The sequence below is a fragment of the Pseudomonas sp. GW823-FHT06E10 genome (assembly GCF_058794995.1).
The window spans coordinates 51558-65230 of sequence record NZ_JBXAHJ010000015.1 but is presented as its reverse complement, the minus strand read 5'-3'; the positions used below and the strand labels follow the sequence as shown (position 1 = coordinate 65230).

Annotated in this window: 9 protein-coding genes; 3 read left to right on the top strand and 6 right to left on the bottom strand. The window is 61.0% G+C overall.

What is annotated here, in order from left to right:
* Positions 1-185: 185 nt before the first annotated feature.
* The gene (locus tag AC1Q6Y_RS22175; protein ID WP_492625168.1) at positions 186-2585 is read left to right on the top strand and encodes a sensor domain-containing diguanylate cyclase; all 2400 of its coding nucleotides are present in this window, start codon (positions 186-188) and stop codon (positions 2583-2585) included.
* A 138-nt stretch (positions 2586-2723) separates the two neighbouring features.
* Here AC1Q6Y_RS22175 and dacB read toward each other — a convergent pair whose 3' ends face one another.
* Positions 2724-4184, bottom strand: a complete 1461-nt coding sequence (gene dacB / locus AC1Q6Y_RS22170) for a D-alanyl-D-alanine carboxypeptidase/D-alanyl-D-alanine endopeptidase (RefSeq protein WP_407515274.1) — start codon at positions 4182-4184, stop codon at positions 2724-2726.
* 235 nt (positions 4185-4419) lie between these two features.
* Here dacB and AC1Q6Y_RS22165 point away from each other — a divergent pair, with 235 nt between their 5' ends.
* Positions 4420-4764, top strand: coding sequence for a YggL family protein (locus AC1Q6Y_RS22165; protein ID WP_007971486.1), 345 nt, complete (start codon positions 4420-4422; stop codon positions 4762-4764).
* Between the two features lie 111 nt (positions 4765-4875).
* On the opposite strand, the gene AC1Q6Y_RS22160 is transcribed toward AC1Q6Y_RS22165, so the two are convergent.
* Positions 4876-6090, bottom strand: a complete 1215-nt coding sequence (locus tag AC1Q6Y_RS22160; protein ID WP_492625167.1) for a benzoate/H(+) symporter BenE family transporter — start codon at positions 6088-6090, stop codon at positions 4876-4878.
* Positions 6091-6445: 355 nt separating this feature from the next.
* Between AC1Q6Y_RS22160 and AC1Q6Y_RS22155 the strand changes: the two genes are divergently transcribed.
* A complete protein-coding gene (locus tag AC1Q6Y_RS22155; RefSeq protein ID WP_492625166.1) occupies positions 6446-7210 on the top strand; it encodes a GntR family transcriptional regulator in 765 nt (254 codons plus the stop codon).
* Positions 7211-7386: 176 nt separating this feature from the next.
* Here AC1Q6Y_RS22155 and guaD read toward each other — a convergent pair whose 3' ends face one another.
* The 4 genes from guaD to xdhA form a co-directional block, all read right to left on the bottom strand.
* Positions 7387-8691: a guanine deaminase gene (gene guaD, locus AC1Q6Y_RS22150; RefSeq protein ID WP_218496748.1), complete on the bottom strand. Its 1305-nt coding sequence runs from the start codon at positions 8689-8691 to the stop codon at positions 7387-7389.
* Positions 8692-8699: 8 nt separating this feature from the next.
* Positions 8700-9542, bottom strand: coding sequence for a xanthine dehydrogenase accessory protein XdhC (gene xdhC / locus AC1Q6Y_RS22145; RefSeq protein ID WP_057715689.1), 843 nt, complete (start codon positions 9540-9542; stop codon positions 8700-8702).
* 135 nt (positions 9543-9677) lie between these two features.
* Positions 9678-12077: a xanthine dehydrogenase molybdopterin binding subunit gene (gene xdhB, locus AC1Q6Y_RS22140; protein ID WP_150758869.1), complete on the bottom strand. Its 2400-nt coding sequence runs from the start codon at positions 12075-12077 to the stop codon at positions 9678-9680.
* Entirely contained in the window at positions 12070-13524 is a 1455-nt protein-coding gene (xdhA, locus tag AC1Q6Y_RS22135) for a xanthine dehydrogenase small subunit (RefSeq protein WP_150812383.1), read from the bottom strand. The genes xdhB and xdhA overlap by 8 nt, the downstream gene beginning before the upstream one ends.
* Positions 13525-13673 lie beyond the last annotated feature (149 nt).

Sequence of the window (13673 nt, the reverse complement as noted above, 5' to 3'; positions counted from 1 at the left end):
GTAGGAGCGAGCCTGCTCGCGATGGTCGATAACGATAACGCGTGCTTTCTGAATGCACGCGGTGTTCTTGAGTCCATCGCGAGCAAGCTCGCTCCTACAGTGCTGGTCAAATTAGTGGCTAATAGCTATAACTCAGTTCATGGCCAAAGGGCTTCTCCGCACCTGGCGTTTTGAGTTTGCGTTTTATGTCGTTGCACGCCGTGCGCCCCAGGATCCTGGGAATAATCAGCGAAGATGCCTCGGCCTGGTTGGTCGCGCTGCTGGTATTGCTGGTTGGCGGGGTGCTCACCGGGTTGCTGGCGTGGTCGACGCTGAATCTGTTTCACCATCAATTGCGGCAACGTTTCCAACTGCTGGCCAGTGAACGTTACAGCCGTATCGAAGAGCGTTTCGAAGATCAGGAGCAGCGCCTCGACGGCCTGCGCCGGTTTTTCGCCAATTCCGATTCGGTGTCCCGAGCGGAATTCGACGGCTACACCCAACCTTTGCTGCTGCGAACCCAAGCGTATTCCTATGCCCAGCGGGTCACTCGTGACGAGCGGGTGGCGTTCGAGCGTCGGGTGCGAGACGAGGGCTTGAACAACTTCACCCTGAGAGAGCTCAACGCCGACGGCCAACTGCAACTGGCCGGCGAGCGAGATGAGTACGTGGCGGTGCTGTACAGCCAGACGCAAAGCAAACTCGGCGCTCCCCTCGGTTACGACTTGCTGGCCCAGCCGCTGCGGCGTGCCACGCTCGCTCGGGCCGATCAGCGTGGCGGTATGGCGGTATCGCAACCGATGCATCTGGTAAGTATCGAACCGGCTTATGCGCGCGGTGTGCTGCTGGTCGCGCCGCTCATGCAGCGCAACAGTCAGGACCGCAAATCCACGAAGCCTTACGGTTATGTCATGGCCGTGATCAGCATGCGCCAGTTGTTGGCGGACGGACTGCCGGACGCCAGCCATGACTATCTCTCGGTGCGCATCCTCGATTTGTCTATCGATGACCAGCACGAGGTGCTGTTCGAGTCACCCAACCCGCCGGCCATCAGCGAGCTGTCGGCCACGCGCCTGTTGCGCATGGCCGACCATGACTATCAAGTCGATATCCAGCCCAGCGATGCGTTCGTGAAGGCCAATCATTCCTCCGTGACCAGTGTGGTGGTGTTGGGTGGAATGCTCAGCGTGATGCTCAGTGCCTTGCTGTATGTGTTGGTCAGCCAGCGGCAGCGGGCGTTGAAAATGGTCGAGCAACGCACCCAGGAGCTACGGGATCGAGAGCAGGAGCTGCGCGGCACCCATGGTCAGTTGCGTGGTGTGCTGAATGCCGCCACCCAGGTCGCGATCATCGCCACCGACCTGCGCGGTGTCATCAGCACCTTCAACGCCGGTGCTGAGCAGATGCTTGGCTATACCAGTGCCGAGGTGGTGGGGCATATGACCCTGGAGAGCCTGCACCTGCCCCGGGAGCTAGTCGCTCGCTCGGCAGAGTTGAGCGCACGCTATGGTAAACCGGTGCCGACTTGCCAGGCGATGCTGGTCGAAGGCGACGCGCAGGGCAGCCACGAGGCGCGGGAGTGGACGCTGGTACGTGGCGATGGCAGCCATTTGATCGTCAACATGCTCGCCACGCCAGTGCTCGACGAGCAAGGCCTGTGGGTCGGGCACCTGGCGGTGTGCATCGACATCACCGAACGCAAGCGGGTCCATGAGGCGCTCGCGGCGCGGGATCTGTTGTTGAAGAAACTCAGCGCCCACGTGCCCGGTGGCATCTACCAGTTCAAGATGGAGTTCGACGGGCGTTTCAGCGTGATCTACGCCAGCGACGGCATTCGCGAGATCTACGAGCTGGAACCTGACGTGCTGCTGCTCAATGCCGAAGCGATCTTCACCCGGATTCACCCCCAGGACAGCACCCGTGTCCGTGCCTCGATCCGCGCCTCGGCCGACACCCTCAGCCCCTGGCGCGAGGAATACCGCGTGCAATTGCCGCAACGGGGTCTGCGTTGGGTGCGTGGCGAGGCCACGCCAGAGGAACTGCCTGGTGGCGGTGTGCTGTGGCACGGCTACATCTCGGACATTTCCGATAGGAAGCGGGTGGAAGAAGAGTTGCGCGCGTTGTCGGTCACCGATTCCCTGACCGGTATCCACAACCGGCGTTATTTCCAGGAGCGCTTGACCATTGAAATGGCCCGGGTGGAGCGTGGCGGTGGGGAACTGTCGGTGATCATGCTCGATATCGACCATTTCAAGCGCATCAATGACCTGCATGGTCATGCCATCGGTGATCGGGTGTTGCAGGCCGTGTGCCAACGGATCGGCAACCGGCTGCGTCGCACCGATGTGTTCTGCCGCTTGGGCGGTGAGGAGTTCATGGTGCTGTGCCCGGATATCAGCGGCGAACAGGCCTATATGTTGGCCCAGCAATTGTGGCAAGGCCTGCGCAGTTCACCCATTGAAGGTGTCGGTACGGTCACTGCCAGTTTCGGGATTGCCAGTTGGCGGGTCGGGGAGGGCGCCGATGCCTTGCTGTTGCGTGCGGATTCGGGGGTTTACGCGGCGAAGCAGGCAGGAAGGGATCGGGTAGAGGGGGAGATGAGTTAACCCGGGTTGTACGCAGACCCTGTGGGAGCGAGCTTGCTCGCGATAGCGGTTTTACATTCAACATTGATGCTGACTGTCATGCCGCCATCGCGAGCAAGCTCGCTCCCACAGTAGATCTCTGGAGCTTTCTAGATTCGGTTACAACACCGACGCCGTTTGCGGCGTTTTCGGTTGGCGGTACAGATCCAGCAGCACCTGATCGAGCACCGACGAGGCGCCGAACGGGGCCTTGTCGTTGAGGATCGCCACCACCGCCCAGGTGTTGCCGTTGACGTCGCGACTGAAACCGGCGATCGCCCGCACGGTGTTCAGGGTGCCGGTCTTGACGTGGGCTTCACCGCGCATCGCAGTGGTCTTCAGGCGTTTGCGCATGGTGCCGTCGGTGCCGGCGATCGGCATCGAACTGATGTATTCGGCGGAATACGGACTGTGCCAGGCAGCTTCCAGCATCGAGGCCATTTCTCGGGCGCTGACACGCTCGGCACGGGACAGGCCGGAGCCGTTCTCCATCACCAGGTGCGGCGCGGTGATGCCCTTTTTCGCCAGCCACTGGCGCACGACACGCTGGGCAGCCTTGGCGTCGTCACCATCGGCATCGGTGCGGAAACGTTGGCCCAGGCTCAGGAACAACTGCTGGGCCATGGTGTTGTTGCTGTACTTGTTGATGTCGCGGATGATTTCCGCCAGGTCTGGCGAGAACGCCCGGGCCAGGACCTTGGCGTCTTTCGGTGTTGGCGCCAGCACATCCCTGCCCTGAATGCTGCCACCCAGCTCCTTCCAGATCGCGCGGACGGCGCCGGCGGTGTAGGTCGCGTGGTCGAGCAGCGACAGGTAAGTCTGTGAGCTGCAGCCTTCACCCAGTTGGCCGCCGACCGTCACGGTCACGCTGCCGTCGGCCTGAGCCACCGGGTTGTAGCGCACGCCACCGGTGCATTGCTTGGAGTTGAGGGCCTTGACCTGGTTGTCGATGCGGATGCTCGCAATCGGCGGCTCCACCGAGACCAGCACCTTGCCCGAGTCATTGCGCGCGACGAAGCGCAGCGCCTTGAGGTTGACCAGCAGCGAGTCGGGCTTGACCAGGAACGGCTTGTTATCGTCGTTGCCGTCGTCATTGAACTCCGGCAGTTGCGGTTGCACGAAGAAGGTTTTATCCAGCACCAGGTCGCCGGTGACCTGGGTCACGCCGTTGGCGCGCAGGTCGCGCATCAGCAGCCAGAGTTTTTCCATGTTCAGCTTCGGATCGCCGCCACCCTTGAGGTAGAGGTTGCCGTTGAGAATGCCGCCACTGAGGGTGCCGTCGGTGTAGAACTCGGTTTTCCACTGGTGGTTCGGGCCGAGCATTTCCAGCGCCGCGTAGGTGGTGACCAGTTTCATGGTCGATGCCGGGTTGACCGACACGTCGGCGTTGAACACCGTCGGGGTGCCGGGGCCGGTGAGCGGGATCATCACCAGCGACAGGGCGTTGTCCTGCAGCTTGCTGGCTTTCAGGGCTTTTTCAACGTTGGGCGACAACGCGGTATTGATTGGAGCGGCGGAAACGGGGAGGGCCAGTGGGAGAAGAAAACCGGCCAACAGCAAAGGACGCAAAGATTTGATCATCTGAAATAAAACCCTACAGCCGAGGGGGAAATATAAAGAGGGCATGGAGATAAATTCCCTCAATGGTCATGAAAGTGTCGGCATTATGCCCCAAGGTGTCACGGCTTGTGCCGTGCGCGAGCATCCTGATCGGCTATTTTTTTACCGACGGTAGGCGTGGTGGCCCAGAGAGTCAGGCAATCGGCGGCTTAAACTGCTAAAGTGCCGCCCGTTATTACTTAAGAGGATTGTTCCAATGGCGACTAACCGTTCCCAGCGTCTGCGCAAAAAACTGTGCGTCGATGAATTTCAAGAGCTGGGTTTCGAACTGAACCTGGATTTCAAAGAAGATTTGGCTGATGAAGCCATTGATGCTTTCCTCGACGCGTTCCTCAAAGAAGCCATGGAAGCCAACGGTCTGGGCTATGTTGGCGGCGACGACTACGGTCTGGTTTGCCTGCAGAAGCGTGGCTCGGTCAGCGCTGAACAGCGCGCTGCCGTTGAAGCCTGGCTCAAAGGCCGCACCGAGCTGACCAGCGTTGAAGTCAGCCCGCTGCTGGACGTCTGGTACCCGGAAAAGCCGATCAATCCGGTAGCTTGATGTTCTGAAAAAAACGGCGACCCGAGGGTCGCCGTTTTTTTTGCTTTTTTTGCAGGAGCGAGCTTGCTCGCGATGAACCTGAGAGCGCTGCGGGGTCTCAGGTTTCCAGTGTTATCGTTGACGACTATCGCGAGCTGGCTCGCTCCTACAGTTCAGGATCAGCAGCGTCACCACCCCCGCGACAATCCCCCAGAACGCCGAACCGATGGAAAACAGCGTCAGCCCCGATGCCGTGACCATGAAGGTGATCAGCGCCGCTTCACGTTCCTTCACTTCGCTCATGGCGATGCTCAAGCCATTGATGATCGAGCCGAACAGCGCCAGCGCCGCAATCGACAGCACCAGTTCCTTGGGCAGCGCGGCAAACAATGCCGCGAGCGTCGCGCCGAACACGCCGGCGAACCCGTAGAAAATCCCGCACCAGACCGCCGCGGTGTAGCGCTTGTTGCGATCCTCATGGGCGTGGGGCCCGGTGCAGATCGCTGCGCTGATGGCCGCCAGGTTGATCCCGTGGGAACCGAACGGTGCCAACAGTAAACTGGCGATGCCGGTGGTGGTGATCAGCGGCGAGGCGGGTACCGTGTAACCATCGGCGCGCAATACGGCGATGCCGGGCATGTTTTGTGAGGTCATGGCGACGACAAACAGCGGGATGCCGATGCTGATGGTCGCGGCCAGGGAGAAATGCGGTGTGGTCCAGACCGGCGTGGCCACTTCCAGGTGGAAGCCGCTGAAGTCCAGTAACCCCATGAAGCCTGACAATGCCGTGCCGATCAGCAATGCCGCCAACACCGCATAGCGCGGCGACAGGCGCTTGACCACCAGATAAGTGACGAACATCCCCAGTACCAGGGCGGTGCGGTGTTGCGCTGCGACGAAAATCTCGCTGCCGATCTTGAACAGGATCCCCGCCAGCAGGGCGGCGGCCAGGGATGCCGGAATCTTTTTCACCAGTCGTTCGAAGCTGCCGGTCAGCCCGCAAATCGTCACCAGCACTGCGCAGGTAATATAGGCACCAATGGCTTCGCCGTAGCTCACGCCGCCCAGGCTGGTGATCAGCAGCGCTGCGCCCGGGGTCGACCAGGCAATGGTGATCGGCGTGCGATAACGCAAGGACAGGCCGATGGAGCACACCGCCATGCCGATGGAAATCGCCCAGATCCACGAAGAAATCTGCCCGCTGCTCAGGCCCGCCGCTTGCCCGGCCTGGAACATCAGCACCAGGGAGCTGGTGTAGCCGGTCATCATGGCGATGAAGCCGGCGACGATGGCCGAGGGCGAGGTGTCGGCCAACGGGCGGATTTGCGTGTGGGTGGCGTCGTTCATGACGGCGGTGTTCCTTTTACAGATGAAGATGTCCGCTGCAACACGAACTCTGTGGGAGCGAGCTTGCTCGCGATAACGGTGGATCAGCCAACAGAAGTGCTGAATGTGACGCCGCCATCGCGAGCAAGCTCGCCCCCACAGGGATCGCGTTACAAGGGCGTATTCTGTGAACAAGCCTAAACTCAAAAGTAACCAGACGTTGCGATACAGCCGAGGCAACATTCAGCCGTACAGTCGTGTTGCCACCCTCCATTGTGTACAATCGCAGTGTTTTTTACGCGATACTTGCCAGCGACCCACTGTGCCGTATTACAGTCACGGTCAATTCGCCGCAGTTCTTCCGACTCGAGTGCCCATGAACGAACAGTTGCAACCCCTAAAGAAACAACCGCGAGCAGGCAAAGCCGGCCGCAGCGGTACCCAGGACGATATTGTCTACGCGCATATCTTCGAGGCCATCCTCGAGCAGCGTCTGGCGCCCGGCACCAAGTTGAGCGAAGAAGCGCTGGGGGAAATTTTCGGGGTCAGCCGCACCATCATTCGCCGCGCCTTGTCGCGCCTGGCCCATGAAGGCGTGGTGCTGCTGCGTCCGAATCGCGGCGCCGTGGTCGCCAGCCCGAGCGTCGATGAAGCCCGTCAGGTGTTCATGGCCCGCCGTCTGGTCGAGCGTGCGATCACCGAATTGGCGGTTCAGCACGCTACCGCCGAGCAGATTGCCGAGTTGCGCCAGATGGTCAACGATGAACGCGACAGCTTCTCGCGCGGTGATCGCGGTGCCGGTATCCGTCTGTCGGGCGAGTTTCACCTGAAACTGGCCGAAGCGGCGAAGAACGCCCCGTTGATCAGCTTCCAGCGCAGCCTGGTGTCCCAGACGTCGCTGATCATCGCCCAGTACGAAAGCGGCAACCGTTCCCATTGCTCCTACGACGAGCACACCCAGTTGATCGACGCCATCGAAAAGCGCGACGCTGAACTGGCGGTGAACCTGATGATGCATCACATGGATCACATCGACAGCAAACTCAACCTCGATGAGGAAAGTGCGTCGGATGATCTGCATGCGGTGTTCTCGCATTTGCTGCAGACCAAGAAGCCTGGGCGTTCACCCGCGAAAATCTGACACCGCCCCCTGTAGGAGCGAGCCTGCTCGCGATGGTCGTTAACGATTACGCGGGAAGCCTGACACCCCGTGGCGCCCTCAGGTTCATCGCGAGCAGGCTCGCTCCTACAGGTATAGGGCATAAAAAATCCCCCGGAATCTGATGATCACGGGGGATTTTTTATGTCCGGAGAAATTTACCGCTGATGCACCAGATTCCCCGCTGCATAGGTCTGCTGCACGGTCCGGTCATCCCCCAGGGTCATCAACACAAACAATGTCTCGGCGATGTTATTGGCCTGCTTCAGGCGATAGCTCAGCAGCGGCGTGGCGTTGTAGTCCAGCACCAGGAAGTCGGCGTCGGTGCCCGGTTGCAGGTTGCCGATCTTGTCTTCCAGGCGCAATGCGCGGGCGCCGCCGAGGGTGGCCAGGTACAGCGACTTGAACGGGCTCAGGCGTGCACCTTGCAGTTGCATGACCTTGTAGGCTTCGTTGAGGGTTTGCAGCAGCGAGAAACTGGTGCCACCACCCACATCGGTGCCGATACCGACATTGAGCTTGTGCTTCTCGGCCATCGGCAGGTTGAACAGGCCGCTGCCGAGGAAGAAGTTCGAGGTCGGGCAGAACGAGATGGCCGAACCTGTTTCTGCCAGTCGCGCGCACTCGTCATCGCACAGGTGCACACCGTGGGCGAACACTGAGCGCTCGCCGAGCAACTGGTAGTGATCGTAGACGTCCAGGTAACCCTTGCGCTCCGGGAAAAGCGCCTTGACCCACTCGATTTCCTTGAGGTTTTCGCTGATGTGGGTCTGCATGTACAGATCCGGGTATTCGGTCAGCAGCTGGCCGGCCAGGGTTAGCTGTTCCGGGGTGCTGGTCGGTGCGAAGCGTGGGGTGACCGCGTAGTGCAGACGACCCTTGCCGTGCCAGCGCTCGATCAGCGCCTTGCTTTCCACATAGCTGGATTCGGCGGTGTCGGTCAGGTAGTCCGGGGCGTTGCGGTCCATCATCACCTTGCCGGCGATCATCCGCAGGTCGAGCTGCTGGGCCGCTTCGAAGAACGAGTTCACCGATTGCGGGTGCACGCTGCCGAACACCAGCGCAGTGGTGGTGCCGTTGCGCAGCAGTTCCTTGATGAAAATGTCCGCGACCTGGTCGGCGTGGGCCTTGTCGGCGAACTGGCTTTCGCACGGGAAGGTGTAGGTGTTGAGCCAGTCCAGCAGTTGCTCGCCATAGGCGCCGACCATGCCGGTTTGCGGCAGGTGGATGTGGGTGTCGATGAAGCCGGGGGTGATCAGTGCATCCTGGTAGTGGGTGATTTCGACGTCCGCCGGCAGGGTCGGCAGCAGTTCGCTGGCGTGACCGAGGGCGCTGATCTGGCCGTTATCCACAACCAGCAAGCCGTCTTCGAAATACTCGTAGGAGGCTTCGATGCCAACGACGGCTGGGTCGGCGATGCTGTGCAGGATGGCGGCGCGGTAGGCTTTGCGAGTCAGAGGCATGAGAATTCTCAGTTGGAGGCTTGGCTGCGGCGTGAGGCAGGCAGCAGTTTGGCAATCGATCCGGCGCTGGAGGTTTGCTGGCCGAAGTTCGCGTTATAGGTGGCGATGATTTCGCCGGCGATGGAGATGGCGATTTCCACAGGCAGCTTGCCTTTGACTTCGCCGATGCCCATCGGGCAGCGCATGCGTTGCACGACGCTGTTGTCGAAACCGCGGTCGCGCAGGCGATGTTCGAACTTCACCCGTTTGGTCTTCGAACCGATCAGGCCGAAGTAGGCGAAGTCGTTGCGCTTGAGGATCGCAGCGGTCAGTTCGAGGTCGAGTTGATGGTTGTGGGTCATCACGATGTAGTAGCTGCCGGCCGGCAGATCATCGATTTCATCCACCGGTTCTTCGCTGACGATCTTGCGCACGCCATGGGGGATCTGCTCGGGGAATTCATCTTCCCGCGAATCGATCCAGCGCACCCGGCAGGGCAGGCTGGCCAGCAGTGGCACCAGCGCGCGGCCTACGTGGCCGGCACCGAACACGGCGATCTGCGCCTGAACCTGGCCCATCGGTTCGAACAGCAATACGGTCGCGCCACCGCAGCACTGGCCGAGGCTGGCGCCGAGGCTGAAGCGCTCCAGATGGGTGTCCTGCTTGCCGCTGGCGAGCATCTCGCGAGCGATCTTCATGGCCTTGTATTCCAGGTGCCCGCCACCGATGGTGTCGAAGCTCTGGTTCGCGCTGATGACCATCTTCGAGCCAGCGTTGCGCGGCGTCGAGCCGAGCTCTTCGATGATGGTAACCAGCACGCAGGGCTCACCCTGGTTTTGCAGGTCGGCGAGGGCGTCGATCCAGTTGTACATGTTCACCTCGACATCTGTGTGTCTGTTAGTCCGCCATCGCGAGCAAGCTCGCTCCCACATTGGATTTGTACAGGTCCATCAGTCAGCACATAACCCTGTGGGAGCGAGCTTGCTCGCGATAGCCGCACCTCGGTCCTAGAGCGAAGCCAACTCGGTCTCAGCCTCGACAGCCTTCGCCGCCTTCAACTGGCGCATCTGCTCACAGCCCCACAGCACTCGCTCCGGCGTCGCCGGGGCGTCGATTTTCGGTTGATGCCGGTAATCGCCCAGGCTCGCCACGGCGTCCTTGATCGCACACCACGAGGCGATGCCGAGCATGAACGGCGGCTCGCCCACGGCCTTGGAATGGAACACCGTGTCTTCGGGGTTCTTGCGGTTTTCCACCAGCTTCACCCGCAGGTCCAGCGGCATGTCCGCTACGGCCGGGATCTTGTAGCTGGCCGGGCCGTTGGTCATCAGCTTGCCCTTGTTGTTCCACACCAGCTCTTCCATGGTCAGCCAGCCCATGCCCTGGATGAAACCGCCCTCGACCTGACCGATGTCGATGGCCGGGTTCAGCGAGGCGCCGACGTCGTGGAGGATGTCGGTGCGCAGCATCTTGTATTCGCCGGTCAGGGTGTCGACCAGCACTTCGCAGCAGGCCGCGCCAAAGGCGAAGTAGTAGAACGGACGGCCGCGAGCCTGGCTGCGGTCGTAGTAGATTTTCGGGGTCTTGTAGAAGCCGGTGCTCGACAGCGACACCTGGGCGAAATACGCCTGCTGGATCAGCGCTTCGAAGGTCAGGATGTGATCGCGAACCCGCACGTGGCCGTTGTGGAATTCCACGTCCTCTTCGCTGACCTTGTACTGGCGAGCCGCGAATTCCACCAGGCGTTGCTTGATGGTTTCGGCGGCGTTCTGCGCGGCCTTGCCGTTGAGGTCGGCGCCACTGGAAGCGGCGGTCGGCGAGGTGTTCGGTACTTTGTCGGTGTTGGTCGCGGTGATCTGCACGCGGTCCATTTCCACCTGGAACACTTCGGCCACGACTTGCGCGACCTTGGTGTTCAGGCCCTGGCCCATTTCGGTGCCACCGTGGTTCAGGTGGATGCTGCCGTCGGTGTAGACGTGCACCAGGGCACCGGCCTGGTTGAGGAAGCTGGCGGTGAAGGAAATACCGAATTTCACCGGGGTCAGTGCCAGGCCTTTTTTCAGGATCGGGCTGTTGGCGTTGTAGCGACGGATCGCTTCGCGGCGCTCGGCGTATTGGCTGCTTTCTTCCAGTTCCGCGGTCATTTCCTCGAGCATGTTGTGCTCGACGGTCTGGTAGTAGTGGGTGACGTTGCGCTCGGTCTTGCCGTAGTAGTTGGCCTTGCGCACGGCCAAAGGATCCAGGGCCAGATGGCGAGAGATGGCATCCATCACTTCTTCGATGGCGACCATGCCTTGCGGGCCGCCGAAACCACGGTAGGCGGTGTTCGACGCGGTGTTGGTCTTGCAGCGGTGACCGTTGATGGTCGCATCGCCCAGGTAGTACGAGTTGTCCGAGTGGAACATCGCGCGGTCGACGATCGACGCCGACAGGTCAGGGGAGCAACCGCAGTTGCCGGCCAGTTCCAGGTTGATACCGTGCAGGCGGCCGGTGCTGTCGAAGCCCACGTCGTACTCGACATAGAACGGGTGACGCTTGCCGGTCATCAGCATGTCTTCGACCCGTGGCAGACGCATCTTGGTCGGCTGGCCGGTGAGGTGCGCGATCACCGCGCACAGGCACGCAGGGCTGGCCGCCTGGGTTTCCTTGCCGCCGAAACCACCGCCCATGCGGCGCATGTCGACAACGATCTTGTTCATCGACACGTCCAGCACTTCTGCCACCAGCTTCTGCACTTCGGTGGGGTTCTGCGTGGAGCAGTAGACGATCATGCCGCCGTCTTCGGTCGGCATCACCGAAGAGATCTGGGTTTCCAGGTAGAAGTGTTCCTGGCCACCAATGTGCAGCGTGCCCTGGATGCGATGTTCGGCAGTGGCCAGCGCAGTGGCCGAATCGCCGCGTTTGTGGGTGTGGCTGTCGAGTACGAAGTGGCGCTTGCGCAGGGCTTCGACCACGTCCAGCACAGGCTCCAGGTCTTCGTATTCGATGATCGCGGCCATCGCCGCCTTGCGCGCGGTTTCCAGGTCTTTCGCTGCCACGGCGATCACCGGTTGACCGACGAATTGCACGGTATCGATCGCCAGCAGCGGATCGCCCGGCAGCAACGGACCGATGTCCTTCAGGCCCGGCACGTCTTCGTGGGTGATGGCGATGCGCACGCCTTCAAAGGCGTAGCAGGGCGAAGTGTCGATGCTGATGATCCGGGCGTGGGCACGGTCCGACATGCGCGCATAAACGTGCAACTGGTTCGGAAACTCCAGGCGGTCGTCGATGTATTGCGCTTCACCGGCCACATGCTTGGCGGCGCTGTCGTGCTTGACGCTGCGGCCGACACCGGTGGTCAGGTCTTTGGCGAACAGTTCAGCCAATTCGGCTTGGGTCTTCTCTACGGCGTGATGATTAGACATAAGCGGTCACCCGAGTCTCGATGTGCGGTGTTTGCAGTTCGATGAAGTATTTGCGCAGCAGGTTCTGTGCGCTGAGCAGGCGATATTCCTTGCTGGCGCGGAAGTCCGAGAGCGGCGTGAAGTCTTCGCCCAGGGCAGCGCAGGCGCGTTCGACAGTGGCGTTATTGAATGGCGAGCCGAGCAACGCGGCTTCGCAGGCTGCGGCGCGTTTCGGGATGGCGGCCATGCCGCCGAAGGCGACGCGGGCTTCAGCGACGACGCCGTTTTCCAGGCGAATGTTGAAGGCGGCGCAGACTGCCGAGATGTCATCGTCCAGGCGCTTGGAAACCTTGTAGGCACGGAACAGTTTTTCGACGCTGGCGCGGGGCACGATGATCTTCTCGATAAACTCGCTTTCCTGGCGCGCAGTGACACGGTAATCGATGAAGTAATCTTCCAGCGCCAGGGTACGGCGGGTTTCGCCTTTGCACAGCACGATTTGCGCGCCGAGGGCGATCAGCAGGGGCGGCGAGTCACCAATCGGCGAGGCGTTGCCGATGTTGCCGCCCAGGGTGCCCTGGTTGCGGATCTGCAAGGACGCGAAGCGGTGCAGCAATTCACCAAAGTCCGGGTACTCGGCGTTCAAGGCCTCGTAGCAATCGGACAGGGACGTGGCGGCGCCGATTTCCAGGCGATCGTCAAAGCGGTCGATGCGCTTCATCTCGGCGACGTTGCCGACGTAGATCATCACCGGCAGGGTGCGGTGGAACTGCGTGACTTCCAGCGCCAGGTCAGTACCGCCGGCCAGCAGGCGGGCCTGTGGATAAGCGTCGTAGAGGTCGGCCAGGTCGGCCACGGTCAGCGGCACCAGGCAGCGTTTGTCGCCGCTGTTGAGTTCGCCGATATCGGTCGGGGCAATGGCTTTCAGGCGTGCGATGGTGTCGGCCTCGCGGGCGTCGAACTGGTCCGGTTGCTTGGCGCAGCAGGACTGCTCGGCGGCTTCCAGGATCGGCCGGTAGCCGGTGCAACGGCAGAGGTTGCCGGCCAGTGCTTCGTGGGCCTTGGCATGATCCGGTGCATCGCTGTTCTTTTGCAGGGCAAACAGCGACATCACAAAGCCTGGGGTGCAGAAGCCGCATTGCGAGCCGTGGCACTCGACCATGGCTTTCTGCACGCTGTGCAGTTCACCTTTGTGCTTGAGGTCTTCGACGCTGATCAGTTGCTTGCCGTGCAGGGACGACACGAAGGTCAGGCACGAGTTGAGGCTGCGATAGCGAATGTGTTCGCGGCCGTCATCATCGGTCTGCAATTCGCCGACCACCACGGTGCAGGCGCCGCAGTCACCGCTGGCGCAGCCTTCTTTGGTGCCGGGCTTGCCCACATGGTCGCGCAGATAATTGAGCACGGTCAGGTTCGGGTCCAGGGCGTGCTCGCTACGGAGTTCCTGGTTTAGTAAAAACTGGATCACGGAAGGCCTCGCAGACTCATTATTGTTGTTAACCGATAGGAACTGAATTTAGCAGGTCTGACTTTTCGGTCAATGATTTTCTGACTTAAAGGTCAGGAAATTGCAATTTGTCGATTAACCACCTGTTCCTTAATTATTGTCGCTGGTTC

Bases quoted from the DNA above. Each gene is read 5' to 3' on its own strand.
- AC1Q6Y_RS22175 (WP_492625168.1), top strand. From the start codon at position 186: ATGTCGTTGCACGCCGTGCGCCCCAGGATCCTGGGAATAATCAGCGAA.
- dacB (WP_407515274.1), bottom strand. From the start codon at position 4,184: ATGATCAAATCTTTGCGTCCTTTGCTGTTGGCCGGTTTTCTTCTCCCA.
- AC1Q6Y_RS22165 (WP_007971486.1), top strand. From the start codon at position 4,420: ATGGCGACTAACCGTTCCCAGCGTCTGCGCAAAAAACTGTGCGTCGAT.
- AC1Q6Y_RS22160 (WP_492625167.1), bottom strand. From the start codon at position 6,090: ATGAACGACGCCACCCACACGCAAATCCGCCCGTTGGCCGACACCTCG.
- AC1Q6Y_RS22155 (WP_492625166.1), top strand. From the start codon at position 6,446: ATGAACGAACAGTTGCAACCCCTAAAGAAACAACCGCGAGCAGGCAAA.
- guaD (WP_218496748.1), bottom strand. From the start codon at position 8,691: ATGCCTCTGACTCGCAAAGCCTACCGCGCCGCCATCCTGCACAGCATC.
- xdhC (WP_057715689.1), bottom strand. From the start codon at position 9,542: ATGTACAACTGGATCGACGCCCTCGCCGACCTGCAAAACCAGGGTGAG.
- xdhB (WP_150758869.1), bottom strand. From the start codon at position 12,077: ATGTCTAATCATCACGCCGTAGAGAAGACCCAAGCCGAATTGGCTGAA.